Here is an 18,959-nt window from a genome sequence, read left to right as displayed (position 1 = left end):
CCGCCGGCGCGGCGGAGTCCGCCCTGACCGCCGCCGCCCTGCGCGCGGGCGTCGCCGTCACCCCCGGCCGCCCCTACTTCAGCGCCGAACCCCCGGCCGGCCACCTCCGCCTGAGCTTCGCGGCGGTGGCCGGCACCGGGGAGATCACCGAGGGCGTACGGCGGCTGCGCACCGCCTGGGACGAAGTGCTGGGATAAGCGTTCGACGCCGCCCCGCGCGACCTGCGAGCATCCGGCCATGACCGACTCCCCGCGCCTGCCCGAGGGCTACGAGATCTCCACCGACCCCGCCCGCATCGACGCCGAACGCGTGCACCGGTGGCTGTCCACCGACGCCTACTGGGCCCTGGGCCGCTCCCGTGAGAAGCAGGACCGGGCGATCGAGGGCTCGCTCAACTTCGGTGTCCACGACACGGCCTCGGGGGAGCAGGTGGCGTACGCCCGGGTCATCACCGACCGGGCGACCTTCGCCTGGCTGTGCGATGTGTACGTGGACCCGTCGGTGCGCGGCAAGGGCGTCGGTACGGCCCTGGTGGCGGCCGTGCGGGAGGAGCTGCGGCCCTGCGGGGTGAAGCGGATCATGCTGGCCACGCACGACGCGCACGAGGTCTACGCCAGGCTCGGTTTCCGGCCGCTGGAGCGGCCCGACCAGTGGATGGCGCTCGTCGAGGGATGACGGGGCGTTTCGGGGTACTTGTCCGGCGCTTCCTTACCAGCCGGTAAGGCCGGATGCACCTTGAGTGACGGCCCGGTGACACCCCTTGACCCGCGCACCCCGGCGACCCACGATCGCCGCATGGCACTTCGGGTCACGTTCGTCGCCGCCGCGGGGAGCTCCTCGGTGCTCGCCGAACGTTTCGAGGACGACCGGCCGCTGGACCGGGCCGGCTGGGGCGAGGTGCAACGGGCCGCGCACGAACTGCTGCCGCTCGCCGCGGCCGATCTGCGCTACTGCTCCCCGGCCCCGCGCAGCCGCGCCACCGGGGAGGGCCTCGGGTACGCGCCGCTGGTGCAGCTCGCCCTGCGCGACTGCGACATGGGGCGCTGGCGGGGGCTGACCCTGGGGGAGGCGATGGCCCGGGAGCCGGGGGCCGTGGACGCCTGGCTCGCCGACCCGCGGTCCGCCCCGCACGGCGGGGAGTCGCTGCCGGACTTCATCGGCCGGGTCGGCGGCTGGCTCGACACCCGGCCGGTCGAGGACGGCTGCCGGGTCGTCGCGGTGGCCGAGCCGTCGGTGATCCGCGCGGCCCTGGTGTACGTGCTCAAGGCCCCGCCCGCGACGTACTGGAACATCGACGTCCGCTCGCTGTCGGCGATCGGCGTCGCCGGCCGGGCGGGCCGCTGGAACCTGCGCCTCGAAGGGGTGTCCGCTCAGCCCACGCGCGCGTAGTCGGTGGTGAGCTCCAGGTCCTTGGCGGGGCCGCGCACCCGCCAGACCGTCCGCCAGTGGTCCGCGTCCCGGACGGTGAACTCGCCCCGGTAGAGGTCGGCCGAGCAGGGGTGGTCGGCGACGTGCCGTCCCGCGGTGAGGTCCAGGTCGTGGAAGGGGCGCCCGTCCGCGAACCGTACGTCCGCCGTGCCGCCCGGTCCGGGCAGGAAGCGCAGGGTCCGCTCGGCGGGCCGGGTGACGCCCCGCCAGGTGAAGTCGCCGGACTCGCTCTGCAGCAGGCCGCCGCCTTCAAGGGGGCCGAAAACGACCGTCCCCTCGAAGCGCCCCTCCTCGCCGCTCGCCAGATCCCGCACGGTCCGTTCCGCCCGCCAGCGGCCGCTCAGGTAGCCCAGTGCGTCGGGCACTGGCCAGAACTCGCCCATCCCGCCTCGTTCCCGCGTGGTGTCCGTCGTCGCACGACCCATTGACGTGCTCCTGTCTCCTCCCTATCTTGCCGTTCGAAGTGCTGACCATCGATCGATATATCGAACACCTCCTAGAGTCGCCCACTCCTAGAGAGAGCCGCCGAGTGTCCATGTCACGCACAGCACGCCACCGCGCCCGCCTCGGACTCGGGCTCACCGCCACCGCGCTCCTGGCGGCCGGCGCCCTCGTCCCGGCCCCCGCGCACGCCGAGGCCGCCGTCGACTACACGATCACCGTCGACCCGGGCGCCGAGGGCGCGGCGATCGACGACACGATGTACGGCGTCTTCTTCGAGGACATCAACCGGGCCGCCGACGGCGGCCTGTACGCCGAACTCGTGCAGAACCGCTCCTTCGAGTACTCCACCGCCGACAACGGCTCCTACACCCCCCTGACCTCCTGGTCGGTGGGCGGTACGGCCGAGGTGCTGAACGACTCCGGCCGGCTCAACGAGCGCAACCGCAACTACCTCTCCCTGAAAGCCGGTTCGTCGGTCACGAACTCCGGCTACAACACCGGCATCCGGGTCGAGGAGGGCGAGCGGTACGACTTCTCGGTGTGGGCCCGCACCGAGAGCGCCACCACCCTCACCGTCACGCTGAAGGACGCCGCCGGTGAGCTCGCCAGGGCCCGCGAGGTGGCCGTCGAGGGCGGCTGGGCGAAGTACGAGGTCACCTTCAAGGCGTCCCGCACCAGCAACCGCGGCCGGCTCGCCGTCGCCACCACGGACGCGGCGGCCCTCGACATGGTGTCGCTGTTCCCGCGCGACACCTACAGGAACCAGTCCAACGGGCTGCGCAAGGACCTCGCCGAGAAGATCGCCGCCCTGGAACCGGGCTTCGTCCGCTTCCCCGGCGGCTGCCTGGTCAACACCGGCTCCATGGAGGACTACAGCGAGGCCTCCGGCTGGCAGCGCAAGCGCTCCTACCAGTGGAAGGACACCGTGGGCCCGGTCGAGGAGCGCGCCACCAACGCCAACTTCTGGGGCTACAACCAGAGTTACGGCCTCGGCTACTACGAGTACTTCCGCTTCGCCGAGGACGTCGGCGCCATGCCGCTGCCCGTCGTCCCCGCCCTGGTCACCGGCTGCGGCCAGAACAGGGCCACCGACGACGAGGCGCTGCTGAAGCGGCACATCCAGGACACCCTCGACCTGATCGAGTTCGCCAACGGCCCGGCGAACTCCACCTGGGGCAAGGTGCGCGCCGAGATGGGCCACCGCAAGCCCTTCGGCCTCACCCACATCGGGGTCGGCAACGAGGAGAACCTGCCGCGCGAGTTCTTCGCCCGCTTCCAGCGGTTCCGGGCCGCCATCGAGGCGGAGTACCCGGACATCACCGTCGTCTCCAACTCCGGTCCCGACGACTCCGGCACGACCTTCGACACCGCCTGGCGGCTCAACCGCGAGGGCGGGGTCGACATGGTCGACGAGCACTACTACAACAGCCCGCAGTGGTTCCTGCAGAACAACGACCGCTACGACTCCTACGACCGGGGCGGCCCCGAGGTCTTCCTCGGCGAGTACGCCTCCCAGGGCAACGCCTGGAAGAACGGCCTCGCCGAAGCCGCCTTCATGACCGGCCTGGAGCGCAACGCCGACATCGTCAAGCTGGCCTCGTACGCGCCGCTGCTCGCCAACGAGGACTACGTCCAGTGGTCGCCGGACATGATCTGGTTCAACAACCACGCCTCCTGGGGCTCGGCCAACTACGAGGTCCAGAAGCTGTTCATGACCAACGTCGGCGACCGCGTGGTCCCGTCGCAGGCGAGCACCACCCCGGACGTCAGCGGCCCCATCACCGGAGCCGTCGGCCTGTCGACGTGGGCGACGAGCGCGGCGTACGACGACGTGAAGGTGACCGCCGCCGACGGCACGACGCTGCTGACCGACGACTTCTCCGGTGACGCCTCGCGGTGGACGCACCGAGGGGGCGGAAGCTGGAGCGTCCAGGACGGGCAGTACGTGCAGACCGACGAGGCCGCCGAGAACACCCTGGTCACGGCCGGTGACCCGGCCTGGAAGGACTACGACCTGCATGTGAGGGCCACCAAGAAGGCCGGCAAGGAGGGCTTCCTCGTCGCCTTCGGCGTCAAGGACACCGGCAACTACTACTGGTGGAACCTCGGCGGCTGGAACAACACCCGGTCCGCCGTCGAGCAGGCCTCGGACGGCGGCAAGTCGACGCTGATCTCCAAGGCCGGCTCGATCGAGACGGGCCGCGCCTACGACATCGACATCGAGGTGCGGGGCCGCCAGGTGACCCTCTACCTCGACGGCCAGGAGTGGGGCGGCTTCACCGACGACAAGCCGGCCGAGCCGTTCCGCCAGGTGGTCACCGAGGACGCCCGCACCGGCGACCTGATCGTCAAGGTCGTCAACGCCCAGCCGTCCGAGGCCCGCACGGCGATCGACCTCGGCGGCGCGAGGGTCTCCTCCAGGGCCCGGGTGACCACCCTGGCCGCCGACGCGGACGCGGTCAACACGGAGACGGACGCCCCGGTCACCCCGGTGACCTCCACCTTCCGGGGCGTGGCGGGCGAGTTCACGTACACCTTCCCGGCGAACTCGGTGACGTTCCTGCGGATCAAGCAGCGGTGACCCCGGCCCGCCGCGGAGGCCGGCGGGGCTAGGCTCTCGTACACATGAGCGTCGTGAGGGTCTGGAAGGGGGTGCGGCGGGCCGACAGGTCCGTCGCACCCTTCGTCGTGGCGGGCAACGTCCTGGTGGGCGGCGTGCTCCTGTGGCTGGCGATCGGCGGGATCGGGAACCCCGCCACCCGCGAGGAGGAGAACGCCGCGCAGGACCTGGCGCTGCGGATCTTCGGCTGCTGGCTGCTGGGCGGGGTGGTGCTGTTCGCCGTGCTCGGCATGGTCCGCTCCCTGCTCGGACACCTCGCCGCCCTGCTCCTCACCCCCCTCGTGATCACCGCCGCCCTGGTGGCCCTGGCCTGACCCCCGCCGCCGGCGGTGTGACCGAGAGCTTTAGTTGGCGAATCATGGACTGAGACGCGCAGGTCGGGAGCACGTGGAGAATCCTTGTTGGCAAATCATGAGAGGCTTAGTTGGCGAATCATGGGTTTGGATCCTCACTGTTAGTGAGTGACGGGGGTGAGCCGGTTCCACGTCGGCGATGCCGAGCGCCTGGTGAACTCGATCCCGTAGGCGTCGGGCGTTCGGGGTTGGGAAGAGGCGTCCGTTGTCAGTCCTGGGCGCTACCGTGACGCACGGAGGCGCTTGTTGCTGGTCGCAGTGAACTCTTCGGCTGCATCAAGAATCGTCCGCCAGCCCTAGGAGACGCGCATGACCGCTGCCCGCTTGACCGGCCGCCCTTGGCACGATGTAGACGGCCCGTCGCTTGTCGCGTCGGCAGCCGCTCTGCAGTTGATTCCTCAGAACATTCCGCGCCTTGTGAGGCTTCAGCGCCTTGCTTCCATCGGCGCGTGCCTCCCCAGCCGTCCGGATGCACCTCGGTTGTCACCCAGCAAGCTCCGGGCGCTGCTCAAGGATCCCCTGGTCAGCGGCTCTCAGATCCGTGCCCAAGAAGATTTGTACGACGACCTGTACACCGCCGAGGTTTCCTTCCACGGCGGGCCATGTCTCGTCGCGCAAGGACTGACATCACGGTGTGCTCACACCCTCGATCTCATGCTGCGTAGCATCCTCGGGCCTGATGGACAGGCCGTATTGCCGACGCAGTTCGTCAAGGAGACGCAGCTGTGGGCTCACACGGCATTGAGGTTGAGCGACGCCATGCTGCGTCGGGCCGGGCTTCACCGGGGTATCGCTCCGCCGCAGCGACACGGCGACGAGGTGTTCGTTCCGGGAGAGAAGACTCTCACCGCCCTGCGGGAAGCCGTCCGCTATCGTTTCACCGACCTGTCTCACCTGCTGCTGGCCAGTTCCGTCGATCTCCTCGCTGGATGGGGTATCCGGCCCGGCGAGCACACGCTCACCACGGGCCCAGGGCCGGACGATGGACTCGTAGTCAAACCTCTTCTCCTCATGGAAGACGGCTTGATCGTCGCAAATCCAGCCGAACTGGTTACGGCGCTGCGCCATGAACTCATCGTTCAAGCCGGGTTGCACGAATGTCGACCCCAGCTTGCGCGCCTACTGCGCGATCAGACGATGAGAGACACCGGCCGCCTTTTGATGCTGTGTGGTGCGGTCCCGACAGGGCCGGCTCAACAGACGGGTGATGACTTGATCACCCGCCGCACCTTCACGTTTGCTGAGGACAAGATCCTCGACCTTGCCGTGGTCATGGATAACCTGTCCGACTACGACGACACCAATCCGGCAGGTCACTGGCCCATTCGGGATCTTGGTCTGCAGGTACAGAACGTCATTGACCCTGTCGGCCCGCCTCTCCCCGAGGACGCCCGCACTCTTCGCCTCATAATCAACGAAGGCGTGGGCCGATCCTCGTTCTTGGGACTCGCGGACCAGCGTCGCCCCGGCCCGGTCGTCGTGACCTCTCTCAGCGACCTTCAGGTCATGGCAGAGCTGGACGGCTCAGACCCCCTGTTCCTATGGCGATTTGCGCAAGCGGAAACGGAGCTGCACGAGACGACCCATGTGCAGTCGTGGAGTGCACTGGACAACTACGGGCTCTACCGGAACTGCGAGTACAGCTACTACGTGTCAGACGACACGAGACCTACGATGCTTCTCGTCGAACAGGACCACTCTCGAGCGCTGCGCGTTGAAGTTCAGAAACGCTACGACCGTCATGACGTTCCCAGCCCCCACAGGCCTGTCTACGTGCCGGTGGTCTCCGTATACGGCACGTCTACGGCGCCGATCTATCGACCTCTTCCAGACGTACCCGAGGTGGGGAGACTCGTCGAAGTCCCAGACGTAAATGTGTGGTTGGGCGCTGGCGACCATGAAGTTGCTCACGGACTGAAGGATTTCCATCACCTGACGGTAGAAGCAGCAGCCTTCTGGACCTGGCAGATTTCCACCGCCCGCCCCGACCTCTTGCCGCAAGCCGCGTCTACGGGCGAGCTGTACGTGAGCCTTTCCTTCGACAATCCCTCAGCGTGGCAGGCTGCGTTGGACGGCAATCCAGGTACAGAAAGTGAACGCCCCTGGGTCGGCGTGCATGGCGCCGAACCTGGGCTCGTCGATCTGCGTCTCTGCGCGGAGGGGATGGCCAGCCTTCTCACAGACGCAAATGGAGCCGACCGCATCCTGCTACGCGCCTTGCTTGAAGGCATCACGCAAACCGCCGGATTGGTGGACGAGGATCCTGACGCGCTCGTCGACCAACTGGCGCCCGAAGGCCCCAAACAGATGTTGCACGTCGAGCTGAACCCACGCGTTCCGCTGCGTCCCGGTCCGCTTCCTACGGCTCGACTGGTACAACCAGCCGCTTCTGCTGCGGTTCTCGATGAACTGGGCCGGTACCTCGATAGCGCCGGTACGCTTGTTGGGGCCATCCCATCGGACGAGCGCACCCAGGTTCTGCAGAAGGTCGTGGGGCACTACTTCGCGCTCATCGAGGATACTGTGGCCGGTCTGGCGGCCGAGGGGCTCATCGAGTTGTTGATTTCCCGGCACGAAGCGCTCCTGTACGACGAGGCCTTCAACGACCAAATCCTCCCATCGCGCATTGCCTGCTTCGGAGAGGCAAGCCAGCCGGCCGAGAACCTTGTCAGGACCACCAAGCGCCAAGTGGAAGCTGCTCAGGCCAGTCGATTCCTCATCGAATACGTCGCTGCCCAACCCCCCAGTGGAGACTCGTCACTCACCCTGGACACCTACGACCACCTCATGGCGTTGTCTGCAGAACTCATCTCTCGTGCCACGCTCTCGGAAGCAATTCACCACGACTTCTCAGAGGCTCAACTTGCCTTGTTGGCCTCTGGCCGACTCGGTGTCTCCCGCGGCGACCAATACGAATCCGGCTCCAACGCCCTTGCTACAGCCCGAGCAGAGGCACTCCTACTTACGGCGCCGACTCGTCATTCCCGCCGGGGATCCGAGCCCCAAGGGCCCACCACGCAGGTAGAAGAAGCAATGGTTGCTGAGTTCGGCTTCTCTCTCACTGACTTGGCGCAGGGTGTCGGCGAGGTCATCGCTCTGGGGGATGAACGCTGCCAGTCAGAGCCCTACACCCTTCCAGAGTCGGTTGTTGCCGATCACTTGTCCACGACGCTGTACTGGGAACATGAGAAAGCACAGACCTTCCTCGATCGGCTCACACTGCGTCCCCGGGCCAAGTTCCTTTCTGTCAACTCCGATGCGTGGCCGTGGCGCTACAACCGTGAATGGTCGTACGTTCGACGCCCGCTAATCCGCGTGGGCACAGGGGATGGCTCTCAACTCGTCTGGGGAGTCAGACACACTTGGAGCAGTGGCTCGTATTGGGTCAACCTCATCTACTCCGGACGGTTGCGCAGCACGTCACCAGCGATGAAGAAACTGCTGGGAGTGATTCGGCAGGACGAGAACAAGGCTTTCGAAGCGCATGTCGTCGCAACACTCAAGGCCGGAGGCTGTTCCATCGCTGTAAGGGGTGTCTCCAAAATCGCGGGACGCCGACTCGTGTCGGCCGAGGGGCACGATCTGGGCGACATCGATGCGCTTGGTATCAACGCGGCTAGACGTGTGATCATCGTTATCGAAGCCAAGGATTTCGAGATTTCACGTAATCCGACCGAAATGGCCAACGAAGCCGATGCTCTATTGCGCGGCGACAAAAGTGCTCTCTTCAAACTTGGTCGCCGCACAGCGTGGGTACGCCAAAACCTTGCGGCAACGTTGACTCACTTCCTTGGGGATCGCGATACCACCAGATGGACTGTCACATCCGCCATCGTCACCAGCAGGGATCTCATGGCTCCCCGAGTGCTTGCCTCCAGCGTGCCAGTAGTCCCTATCGACGAATTCGAGCAGTGGGTCGCCGCAGAGCTCGTTCGTGACAAGCGAGGCAATGGGCGACGCCGCTCGTGATCTGGACCCCTATGTATGGGATCGAGGGGGCGCCGTCCAAGCGGACCATCAGGCGGCCGAGGGTGTTGTATAAGGTTCTCCCGACGTGCGGTGGGTACTTTTATCGGATGGCCAGAGCGGGGTGTCAGTTTTAGGTGCGTTCGGCCGTTGCCTGGTCGGTGTGGTGCTTCCCTTCGAACTCGGTGGGCTGAGGTAGTCGAGCCGTTTCTGGCCGTGCCGGGAGTTGTAAAAGCCGTCCATCTACCCGAACAGCGCGATGCTCGCCTCGGTCGTTGATGAGACTCGTTGGATTGGGTTCAGACCGCAATTCCGTGAATGATCTTGGGATCCGCCGGCCCGCAGGCATCACGCTCCTAGTCGCGGCCGAAGGGCTGCGGCGCGACGACCTCTGCCGGCATGGTGTGGGTGCCAGTGAGGTCTTCGACCACGGCGAGGTCGAGTTCGGCGGCACGCTCCCACATGTACATCTGCTGTTCAGAGGTCAGGCCCAGCGCCTCGTCAGAGGCGATGAGTTGGAGAGCGGCGGCGGCTAGTCCGGGCGCAGCCGCAGCCACGGCCTGGCGCATGGCCTCGTCGGCGGCGTCGGCCGCGGGCAGGTCAGCGGCGTAGTGCGCGGCCATTCCGTGGACCTCGACCGCCCGAGCGCTGATCCGCTCCAGGGCGGCGTTCGCGCAGGCATCGCCCTGGTCGGCGCGCAGCACGGGGTCCACCCGCTGGTGGCCCGCGGTCACGGCGGCCGGTCGCGGCGGTGCGTGCTCGGGACCGGGTTCCTGCGAGGGCTCAGGGAGGGCTGCGGCAGCGACCCTCGGTGAGCGGCTGCGCAGCTTGTCCACGCGATGGCGCACCCAGGCGTTGATGCGTGGGCGGGCGGCGTCGATACCGTGGGCCGCCGCGGCATAAACGAGGTCCCCCAACAAGTGGGTCACCTCGCGGGCAAGGGCGTCAATGAGGTAGCGGCGGAACTCGCCGTCGTGGGATCGGTGGTCGTAGCCGTCGTGGTAGCCGTCGTGGTAGCCGTCGGCGTACCGGTCGGGGGCGTCGAAGAGTTCGGCCTGGCCGATGAGCGAGTTGTCCCGGTCGTCGCGTACGTTGCCGCGCATCCCGTTGGAGGAGGCGCGGGAGTAGTCGAGGTGGGTGCCGGCGGGATACACGGCCTCCACTAGCCTGCGGTTTGGCGGCTGTTCGTTGTCAGACATGGAAGCACTGTAGGTGGGCGCACTGACAGTGCGAGGGCTAAGCCCATCGCGTGAGCGACGCCGAAGGCGCCCTTGACGGGGAGCCCCGGCCGGACACAAAGGAGGCGGCGACTCTGCCACTGAGAACACCGCCGTCTTCCGATCGGGAGCAGGAGCTCGGCAGGCCAAGCCAGAAGTCGAAGATCATTCACGAAATCGGGGGCCAGAACCTTGATTTTCCCCACCCGGTGCTCACGGGTTCCCCAGACTTGCTCTCCTTGATTCCTCACCTGGGGGCCCCGACTTGCGGACCCATGCCGCACGGTTCTCACAATCCGGGGTATCGCTAACGGCCGTGTCATGAGCCCTCGCCCTTGGAATCGACCATGGAGGATGGTCTCTGCTGGTTCAACGAGTGTCAGGGCGGGGCAGACTCGCGGATTTCGGTGGCCGCCTGCCGGGATCGGCTGCCACGATGTGGCTGGCGAAGCTGCCCGCAACGGTGCGGCAGCCCGAGAGGCGAGGGAGTTGTCCATGCTGCTGCGCCCCGGGGTCTCCTGCGAGAAGGCGATCAGGTTCCTCGACGATCTGGTCCAGGGCGGGCTCAACGACGTCCGCAACTCCGTCCCGCACTTCGCCCAGCCGATGCTGGCGGGCGTGGAGCCCTCGAAGCTGGCCGGGCCCGACCTGGTGGTGACGCTGCGGCAGTACGCCCAGTGGACCGCGACGACCGCCCGGCAACTGGCGGGTGTCTTCGCCGACCCCGCGGTACCGGCGCGGCTGCGCGGCGAGCACTACAGCCACATCGTGCACAGCCCCCTGACGCCCTACCGAACCGCGCTGCTGCTGCACTGGGAGTTGGACGAGCTGGCGACGTACTTCATTGAACTGCAGAACCGGATGCGGCGGACCGTGGAGGACTACCGCGGCTACCGGGAGCGTGTCCTGGTCGTGGACGCGAACACCCTGCTGCACTGTCAGCGCTTCGACAAGATCCCGTGGTCTCGGGTGTGCGGAAAGGGCCTGGCGACGCTCGTGATCCCGCACGTGGTGGTGGAGGAGATCGACACCAAGTCCTACTCCGAGGGCAGCGAGAAGATCAGGAAACGAGCGCGGGGGGTCTACGAGTTGCTGGGCGACGTCCTCAAGGGCCTGTCCAGCGACGGCCGCTTCGAACTGCACGACGGCACCGAGGTCCAGGTCCTACGCGACGAGCTTGGGCACCGACGCCTGCCGAACAACGACGACGAAGCCGTGGCCCGCGCGGCCCACCTGCAGCAGGCCATCGCACCGCGCCAGATCACCGTCATCACGCGCGACAACGGGATGCGCGGCAAAGCCATGACCTGGTGCCTGCCGTGGGACTTCCCACCGGACAAGTACCTGATCCCCGAGGACGGCTTCGGTGCGAAGCACCGCGAGGCGAACCTTGCGAGCATCAGCGTCGACGTCCCCGAGGACGGTGACGACACCTAAGCGCGGGTTGCCCCGGCCTCATCAGATGGACCGGCCGCCCGGCGGCCGCCGACGAATCGCGATGAGAGCCTCACGCGCCTGGTTTGCCAGGGCAGAATCCGGACCATGCTTGCCTACCAAGTCGTTGTACAGGCTGCTCAACTCCTGTACCGACTCTGCGAAGCGGTGCACATCGCGCAGCAACAGCCCTGCCTGCAGGCGCACCTCAAGAACGACGGTGTCCGTGGGTGCGTGATGGGCGCGCAACTGGGCCAGTTCGCGTTGGAGATCGCCCAGCGCGCGTTGATGTTGGCCGAGCCCGATCCGGCAACGGGCGGCCTGGATGCGGCAGGTCAGGGCATCCTCGGCACCCTGCACGCCGAGGAGGTCGAACTCATGAGCTAGGGCCTCGTAGACCGACAGCGCCTCGCTCAGCCGACCTGCCTCGAACAGAGCTTGCGGTGTTCCCAGGCGGGCGGTGTGCCCTTCCGTACTGACCGGCTCGGGGGGCACATTGCGCACGCCCCTCGACGCGACTGCCGGAACTTGAGGTGCGTCGGGGCCGGGCATAAGGACCGGGGGCACCGTCAAGATCGGCAGTCCGGGGAAGGAGAGGTACCCGCGATGCTGTTGTGGCAGGTGGCCCAGGAGCTCGTCGATCACGTGGCGGGCGCTATTGGGGCGCGCGTCGGCGCGCTTGGCCAACAGATCGAGGACGAGTCGTTCGAGTCGCGGGTCGACGTCCGCACGGTGGCTGCGTAGTTGTGCAGGCTGCTGGAGCACATGCGCACACATCAGGTTGACGACGTTGCCCCCGTCGAATGGCCGCTCGCCGGTCAGGAGCTCGTACAGGACTATGCCCAGGGCGTAGAGGTCGGTCTGGGGCGTGATACGACCCGCATCGAACTGCTCGGGTGCCATGTAGTGCGGGCTGCCGATGATCTGTTGGGGCTTCGTCAGACGGGTGGGCGCATTCACGCCTAGTGCCATGGCGATGCCGAAGTCCAGGACCTTCACTGTGCCGTCGACCGTGATCATGATGTTGGCGGGTTTGATGTCACGGTGGATCACGTGGACATCGTGCGCGTGGTGTAGAGCGGCACATATGTGCAGTGCCAAACACACGGCCCACACGGGAGGCACGCTGCCGGAAGTGTCGATCACTTGCTTCAGGGAAATGCCCTGCACGAGCTCCATGACCATGAACATGCGGTCTGCGGTGCCGTCCAAGAAGGCGTCGTACACCTGGGGGATGCCCGGGTGATGCAGCTGCGCCGTCACGCGCACCTCCCGGCGGAAGCGCTCCACGACGGCGTCGCCATCACGGTGGGCAGTGAGGTTGTCCAGGATGAGCTTGACGGCGACATCACGCCCCAGAGTCAGGTCGTTGGCACGCCAGACCTGGCCCATCCCGCCTTCCTCGATCGACTCACGCAGCGCGTAGCGCTTGGCGATGATCCGTGGCTCAGGCACCGTTCGTGCCGTCCCCCCGCCTCACGTCTCCGTCGGTTTCGCCTGAGTGCGGCTCGGTGCTTCGGGCCTCGTGCCACAGCTCCAGCGCAAGGTTGCTCAATGTGGGGCCGCCGGGGAGGGCCCACTGCGTGCTGGCCTGCACCGCGAGCGGGGCGTCGTCCCAGCCGGCCTGCCGCCACATGTGCAGGATCAGGCCGGCCGGGGAATAGCGCGCGCCGTCAGCCGCCCACAGCAGGGGCCTGGCCTTGTCGTTAGTCCATGTCGCCATGAACCGGTTCGGGTCGGCGTTCAGCCACTCCCCGATTGCCTCGTCCTCCCGGGGCCTGGGGTGATACATGAGCTGGGTGCCGTCCTGCAGCCGGTGCTGATCGACCAGGAGCCGCGTCGGGTTGGGACGCCGTCCCCGACGTGGCTCGGTGGGACGCTGGTAGGAGGCGAGCTCGGGGTGGTGTCCCTGGCCGTCGAACGAGGCCAGGACTGCCGCCGCCAGTTCCCGGGAGGCGGCCGCCTGCGTGAAGGTGCGCGAAACGAAGCTGTGCGGCCCGTACTGCCGGTCGACTTCGGAGATGAGGTGAGCCAGGGTCTGCGCGGTGAGTTCCGGAGCCGCCTTCAGTGTGGGCTGCCAGTCCGTGTCGAGGTCGTCGATCGCCTCGGTGTCCGCGCGCTGGAACACCAGATGGGCCACTAGGAGTGCGCCGCTCTCTGCGATCGCGGCGGCGCGGCCGGGCAAGGTCGCCGAGAGGTCGTGGACGGTCTGCTGCACAGTACGCAGCAGCTGCACGGAACGCCAGATCTGCACGGCGTTGGGCGGCTCGGCGAACAGCTGCGTATAGCCGCCCTCCGGGGCAGACTGCCACAGGAAATCAGTGGAGGCACGAGCCCCTGCGGCAATCCGGGCGTCGGGATGGGCGCAGGCCAGCGCAGTGGCTGCTTCCAGCACGGTGCAGCCTGCATCGGGCGCGGGCTCAAGCTCTCCGCGCTTGATGACGTAGTCCTTGTCCAGGGTGATTCGGAAGTCGTCGCGAATGTACGCCTGCGCCTGGTCCAGCGCGATGAAGTCGCGCTGCTCTACATGGTTCTGAGTATTGGTGGCCACCGTGACCGAGGTGGCGAACCCTGGCGGGGTCTGTCCGATGGTAATGATCCGCACCATCACCTTGGCCTCCGCGAGCGTCTGCGGATCGTCCGCGAAGGCGCGGTACAGCGCTGCCACGGTCTGTGCGCCGTTGACGATCTGCGCGTCGGTCATCGTGAGGCGCACCGGCGCGCCCTGGGCGCGGCGGCCGAAGTACTCAGCGGTGGTCGACTCGCACAGCACCGTGATGCCGTTGTTGAAATACCAGAAGTGCTCAGGGTTTTTGGCCAGGCTGTCGTCAAGTGTGGCGTTGACGGATGTGTGCCCCAGCGGGCGGCGTACGTTCACGTTGAACAGTTCTGCGCCGTGCAGCTCATACCAATGGGCGATCTCGTCTGCGGTGACCGTACCGACGTGGGAGGGATAGGGCAGGTCTTGCCCGAACCAGCCGTCGGTGAAGGTAGCGGTCACGGTCAGCGGCTGCGGCGCTACGTCCTGGCGGATAGCGGCGTGCAGGTCGCTGCTCGCCAGCACCCTCAGATCGGTGCGAGTGTCCAGGTCGGCGGATTCCCCGTGGATTAGCTGCAGGGCACGAGTCGCTGGTGCTGCCGGCCCCATAACGGCAGCGACGAGGTGGACCTGGGGCGTTGGCTGGGCGAGCACGTGGCGGATCCGGTCAGCGAAGGCCTGAAACCGGGCGTTGAAGCGATCGAAGTCCAAGTTGTCCAGCATCCGGAAGGCATGGAGGAGCTTGGAGGCGTCGGCGGACGTGAACCGGGCAGTGCCCTGGTCACTCCACTTGGCCTGAATCAGCCACAACTCGCCGGTTGCCGGTGACGTGGCCACGGCATCGATGCCGAAGTCATCGGCTCCGTCAGTGACAGCGGCGGCCGCCTCCTGCGCGGTGCAGTCGGTTACGATCCGCACGGCCTTCGCCGCCAGGGCGCGGGAGAAGAACACGATCTCCCGGTTTCGGGTGAACTCGCCGTCCCCCAGCTCGATCAGCCCGTCGAACTCGCCCGCGAGGGCCTGCCGGACCTGCCGCACTTGCAAGGGCGTGGCCACCTCCGGGTTGCTCCCTGCCGTCACGCCCTGCCTCCGTCCGATGGTGATCCCAGCACTATACGAGCGTGGACGCGCGTGGGTTCGTGAGAGTTCCCCGTCAGGCCCTGGAGTGCGCCTGTCTGATGGATGTAGCGCCACCCACGGCACAGGCCGCCGGGGGAATCCGTGGTGGTCGTGCCACCTGCCCCCATGAGGTGGGGTGCGCGTAAGAGCGGCGGGCTGCGGGCGGTGGCTTGAGGTGGGTCCCTGCGGGCCGAGGGGAGTGGACTTCTTGGGCCGGCATGTTCAGGGCCAGCCCAGGAGAGTCCTGTCGGCCATGAGTTGGCCCAACGACGCTGCGGATCGGGGCGGGAAAGTTGGCACCATGTGCTGCTCCGGCGCCGCGCCCAGTTTCGCTGTATTGCCAGTCGTTGTGTGAGGACTCGGCAGCGCTGGTCGTGGGCGGTCCAGGGAACCGTCTGCCCCTCGAGGTCTGTGACGTCATCCACTTTCGCCTTCCTGGGCGGTGGCGTTCCGCGCCAGGCCGCCGAGGTCGAGTCGGTGACGTGCGCGAGTCACGGCGACGTAGGCGAGACGGGCGTCTGTGTTGCTTACATCCAGGGCCTGGGCAGCCGCGTTTGTGCCGGGGGTGGTGGCCTGCGGCTGGGGAAAGTCGTAGCCGATCCTTACGGTCGGCCATTCGCGACCTTTGGCTTTGTGGGCGGTGGAGACGGTGACGTCGGCGTGTGCTTCCTCAGTGAGGTCGGACACTGCAGCGAGGATTGCGTCGGGACCGTGGGTGTCGACGAGGTCGACGAAGGGCTGCAGGTCGCAGCCGGCCGGATCGTAGGCGGCGTAGTCCTGCAAGTCGCCCCAGGACGCGAACAGCACGAGCTCGGGGTGATGAGTGCGGTGTCCTTCCTTCAAGTCGCGTGATGCAGAGGCGAGTTGGGCCAGTTGCTGGCCTCCCCGGGTGAGGGCTACGCGGTGTCCTTTGCTGAGCAGACGCATGACCTCTGTCATGGCGCCGATGTTGGTGCGGCACAGCACGGCGTCGGGGTGGTCGACGCTGCTGACCTCTGCGGGAACGCTGGTGGTGCCCGTCAGCCGGATAGGGGCGTCGGCGAGCGCGAGCCACCTGTTGGCCTCGTTGGCGATCTGTGGCCCGAAGCGGAACGAGCGGGTGAGGGTCAGCTGTTCGGCGTCGAAGCCGGTCATCACGTCGGTTGCGCCCCGCCAGCCGTAGATGGCTTGGGTGGAGTCGCCGACCATGACGAGCTGGGCGTGGTCGCGCTGTGCGGTGAACACCTGCTCCAGCACCGGGTTGGTGTCCTGGGCCTCGTCAAGGAGGAGGAAGTCGGCCTCGATCTTCGGCCTGGTCAGCGCCCACATCTTGAGGTAGTGGTCGTGTTCGAGGCGGACGATGCCGTGGTCGGGGCGCTGCAGGTCCGCCCATGCCTTGGCGGCGAAGGGGAGCACGAGTTCGGCAAACTGCCGATGGGCACTGGGGGCGTCGAGGCCGCGTAGGCGCGGCACGTGGTGTTGGGCCAGTGCGCTGTCGGCAGAGTGGCAGAAGCGGGTGACGGTGCGCAGCACGTTGTGGGACAGGGTTCTCTGGCTGATCTCGTGGTCGGCGATCCGTACGGGGCGGAGGATGCCGAGGGACTGTCCGGTCTTCCAGGCCGGCTGGCGGGGGCCGTTGAGTCGGTCGGCATAGCGGTGTCCGAGTGCGGCGAAGGCGGTGGCGTGGGCGGTCCGACACTGCACCGTGGACGGGAAGCGGGCCGCGGCGTCCTGCGCGATGTCCTTGTTGAAGGCCAGGTAGCGTCCCCGGCGTTTGGTGCCGGCGGCGAGCATGCACAGGGTGCTGGTCTTCCCGGTTCCGGCTCCGGCCTGCAGTGCGAGGTGCCGTCCGGCGCGGAAAGTGTCCGCCGCGTGGACCTGTTCGTGGGTGGGGGTGGGCAACGTGGGCTCCGTGGGATGGGAACGGCCGGAACGGGGCGCAGCGGGTGGCTGCGTCCGGCCGGAGAGGCGACGGCGGGCTCAGCGTGGCAGACGTACCTGGAGCAGGCGGCCTGCGGCGCAGGCCAGAACTTCTTCCAGGGTGTGGTGGGTGAGCAGGCGCTGTATCTGCGATTCGAGGCGGTGGCGCCGCTGGCGTTGCTCGTGCGCGAGATAGGCCGTGATTCGTTCGGCCAGGACGTCCCCGGCGCGCCGGCCAAGCGCGGCCGCCTCCTCGCGGATCTGCGCGTCGGCGCGGCGACTGAGGGCGACATTGAGCAGGACATGGCCCTGGCGGTCGGGATAGTGCGTGGTCAGCACGTCGATCGGTAGGACCGTGTCCAGGCGGCGGCGCAGGCGGTGCAGGGCGCGGCCCGGGCTCTTGCCGCGCTGCACCGTCATTAGCCGGGTGCGGTCTGCGTTCGCGGCGAACGTCACCCGGTGGCGGGCCTGGTGAAGTTCCCGAACGGTGGCGGGCCGCGTCAGGACGATCTCGACGGCGTACTGATGCGTCACGACCAGACCCGCCGGGGTGCGTGGCCGTTGGGACGGCGCCCGTGCGTGGGCAGGCGGGTGTGGATGTGCTCGTGGTGGCGGAGCGGGTCGAAGGGTTCCCAGTCCGTGACGGCGAGGTCACCGGCGGTCGACGCTGTGGCATGGTCCCGGCACCGTTGGGTGCGCCAGCGCAGCTGTTCCTGGTACGGCAGTGCGGACAGGCTGTAGACGGCCGTGACATCCGACGGCAGTGCGAGCTGACCGTGGTGCACGGTCACGGGTACCAGGGTCCACACCCCGTGCAACCCGCCGCGGCCGAGGAGTTCGGCCGTACAGCGGGTTCGGCGCCGGGTCTGGGCGACGCACTGGATCTCATCGACGGGGCGGGAGGCCAGGTAGCGGACGAACAGCAACTGCACGACGGGCCGGGCCGGACGGCAGACGGCCTCGCCCGGCGGCGGGCCGCCTGTCAGTGTGGCAGGTGGAGCGAGCACTCCGGTGTCCAACAGACGGCGGGTGCAAAGGGCGAGAGTCCGGCGCAGGCCGGACAGCTGCGGCGCGGCCGTCGGAGCCGGGCGGGCTGGGCACAGCAGGTCGTGTGCGAGCCGGCACCAGCTGCTCCCGTCGCCCGCGGGATGGGCGATGCCGCGGCTGACGTGCCAGCGGCAGGGCTCCGGCACCCCGGCCACCGGCAGTTCGCGCGGATGCAGCCGCACCAGCCGGTCGTCGGCCCCCGGGTAGCACTCGACCGGATTGCCGCATTCGCGGCAGGACGTGGTGTGGCCACATCGCAGCAACCGGCTGGCACTGTCGGGGGCGATACGCAGGGACCGCCGCTGGTGCGAGTTCGGGCGGCTGCCGTCCCAGCGCCGCGCAGAAGGAGAAGGAGAAGGAGAGGAGCACATGCGGGCGAACCTGCCAGCCGACACGCCCCGCCTGGGGTACGCGACCCTGATGATCCCCCGGGCAGAGCAGAACGGGGCGACAACAGTGCGAACGCTTGCTCGCGCATTCGATAGGGCGTTGCCGGATCGAGTGAATCGCCGTCGGCGCTGGACGGGCCCGTATCAGCTGTCGTCGGTGCCGGGGAGGCCGTGCTCGTGGCAGAGGGTGGCGAAGAGCTCGTCGAGCGGTGTGTCCAGGGCGTGTGCGAGGGCGTGCCATGTCTTGAGGGTGCCGACGGTGCGGCCCTGCTCGATCTCGATCACAGTGCGCCTGCTCAGACCGCTGCGCGAGGCAAGCTCGTCGTAGCTCCACCCGCGCTCAGCCCGTAGACGCCCGAGCTCCAGTCGGAGGGCGTCGAGGTCCGGATCGGGCGGCAAGATCGTCACCCGACCATCCGACGGTGCAGACCCTTGCCCTGTCAGTGCAGACCTCTGCCCTGTTTCTCCCGATGACTCCACCGGCGGGGGGGGAGGGGGCTGCAC

At 67.7% G+C, this 18,959-nt stretch carries 14 protein-coding genes and 1 pseudogene; 7 read left to right on the top strand and 8 right to left on the bottom strand.

Annotated features, from left to right (window positions below):
* From B7767_RS04500 to B7767_RS04490, 3 genes and pseudogenes are all read left to right on the top strand, one after another.
* Window positions 1-197, top strand: a pseudogene (locus B7767_RS04500) (PLP-dependent aminotransferase family protein); the annotation flags it as partial.
* 40 nt (window positions 198-237) lie between these two features.
* On the top strand, window positions 238-675 hold the full coding sequence (locus B7767_RS04495) for a GNAT family N-acetyltransferase (protein WP_085570976.1): 438 nt from the start codon (window positions 238-240) through the stop codon (window positions 673-675).
* 120 nt (window positions 676-795) lie between these two features.
* Complete coding sequence (locus tag B7767_RS04490) at window positions 796-1,389, top strand: histidine phosphatase family protein (RefSeq protein ID WP_085570975.1); 594 nt, start codon at window positions 796-798, stop codon at window positions 1,387-1,389.
* On the opposite strand, the gene B7767_RS04485 is transcribed toward B7767_RS04490, so the two are convergent.
* On the bottom strand, window positions 1,371-1,811 hold the full coding sequence (locus tag B7767_RS04485) for a DUF6314 family protein (RefSeq protein WP_085570974.1): 441 nt from the start codon (window positions 1,809-1,811) through the stop codon (window positions 1,371-1,373). The two genes, B7767_RS04490 and B7767_RS04485, sit on opposite strands and share 19 nt — an antisense overlap.
* A gap of 152 nt (window positions 1,812-1,963) precedes the next feature.
* Here B7767_RS04485 and B7767_RS04480 point away from each other — a divergent pair, with 152 nt between their 5' ends.
* From B7767_RS04480 to B7767_RS45700, 3 genes are all read left to right on the top strand, one after another.
* Window positions 1,964-4,453, top strand: coding sequence for an alpha-L-arabinofuranosidase C-terminal domain-containing protein (locus B7767_RS04480; RefSeq protein WP_085570973.1), 2,490 nt, complete (start codon window positions 1,964-1,966; stop codon window positions 4,451-4,453).
* Window positions 4,454-4,497: 44 nt separating this feature from the next.
* Complete coding sequence (locus B7767_RS04475) at window positions 4,498-4,806, top strand: hypothetical protein (RefSeq protein WP_085570972.1); 309 nt, start codon at window positions 4,498-4,500, stop codon at window positions 4,804-4,806.
* A gap of 348 nt (window positions 4,807-5,154) precedes the next feature.
* Window positions 5,155-8,814 (top strand): hypothetical protein, encoded by a 3,660-nt coding sequence (locus B7767_RS45700; protein ID WP_143652208.1) that lies wholly within the window; start codon window positions 5,155-5,157, stop codon window positions 8,812-8,814.
* A 353-nt stretch (window positions 8,815-9,167) separates the two neighbouring features.
* Here B7767_RS45700 and B7767_RS04455 read toward each other — a convergent pair whose 3' ends face one another.
* Window positions 9,168-10,010: a hypothetical protein gene (locus B7767_RS04455; protein WP_143652206.1), complete on the bottom strand. Its 843-nt coding sequence runs from the start codon at window positions 10,008-10,010 to the stop codon at window positions 9,168-9,170.
* A gap of 513 nt (window positions 10,011-10,523) precedes the next feature.
* Between B7767_RS04455 and B7767_RS04450 the strand changes: the two genes are divergently transcribed.
* Window positions 10,524-11,465: a PIN domain-containing protein gene (locus tag B7767_RS04450; RefSeq protein ID WP_179167030.1), complete on the top strand. Its 942-nt coding sequence runs from the start codon at window positions 10,524-10,526 to the stop codon at window positions 11,463-11,465.
* Between the two features lie 21 nt (window positions 11,466-11,486).
* Here B7767_RS04450 and B7767_RS04445 read toward each other — a convergent pair whose 3' ends face one another.
* From B7767_RS04445 to B7767_RS04420, 6 genes are all read right to left on the bottom strand, one after another.
* Complete coding sequence (locus B7767_RS04445) at window positions 11,487-12,917, bottom strand: serine/threonine-protein kinase (RefSeq protein WP_085570967.1); 1,431 nt, start codon at window positions 12,915-12,917, stop codon at window positions 11,487-11,489.
* Window positions 12,910-15,081: an AIPR family protein gene (locus B7767_RS04440; protein WP_085570966.1), complete on the bottom strand. Its 2,172-nt coding sequence runs from the start codon at window positions 15,079-15,081 to the stop codon at window positions 12,910-12,912. The genes B7767_RS04445 and B7767_RS04440 overlap by 8 nt, the downstream gene beginning before the upstream one ends.
* Window positions 15,082-15,537: 456 nt before the next feature.
* A complete protein-coding gene (locus B7767_RS04435) occupies window positions 15,538-17,001 on the bottom strand; it encodes a UvrD-helicase domain-containing protein (RefSeq protein ID WP_085570965.1) in 1,464 nt (487 codons plus the stop codon).
* A gap of 78 nt (window positions 17,002-17,079) precedes the next feature.
* Window positions 17,080-17,553 (bottom strand): hypothetical protein, encoded by a 474-nt coding sequence (locus B7767_RS04430; RefSeq protein WP_085570964.1) that lies wholly within the window; start codon window positions 17,551-17,553, stop codon window positions 17,080-17,082.
* Window positions 17,550-18,461: a DUF6083 domain-containing protein gene (locus B7767_RS04425; protein ID WP_306297936.1), complete on the bottom strand. Its 912-nt coding sequence runs from the start codon at window positions 18,459-18,461 to the stop codon at window positions 17,550-17,552. The genes B7767_RS04430 and B7767_RS04425 overlap by 4 nt, the downstream gene beginning before the upstream one ends.
* Before the next feature lie 138 nt (window positions 18,462-18,599).
* Complete coding sequence (locus tag B7767_RS04420; RefSeq protein ID WP_085570962.1) at window positions 18,600-18,863, bottom strand: helix-turn-helix transcriptional regulator; 264 nt, start codon at window positions 18,861-18,863, stop codon at window positions 18,600-18,602.
* Window positions 18,864-18,959: the final 96 nt, after the last annotated feature.

The sequence above is a fragment of the Streptomyces sp. 13-12-16 genome, assembly GCF_002114215.1.
GTDB lineage: Bacteria > Actinomycetota > Actinomycetes > Streptomycetales > Streptomycetaceae > Streptomyces.
The sequence above is the reverse complement of the archived record's forward strand: the minus strand, read 5'-3'. Positions and strand labels throughout refer to the sequence as shown.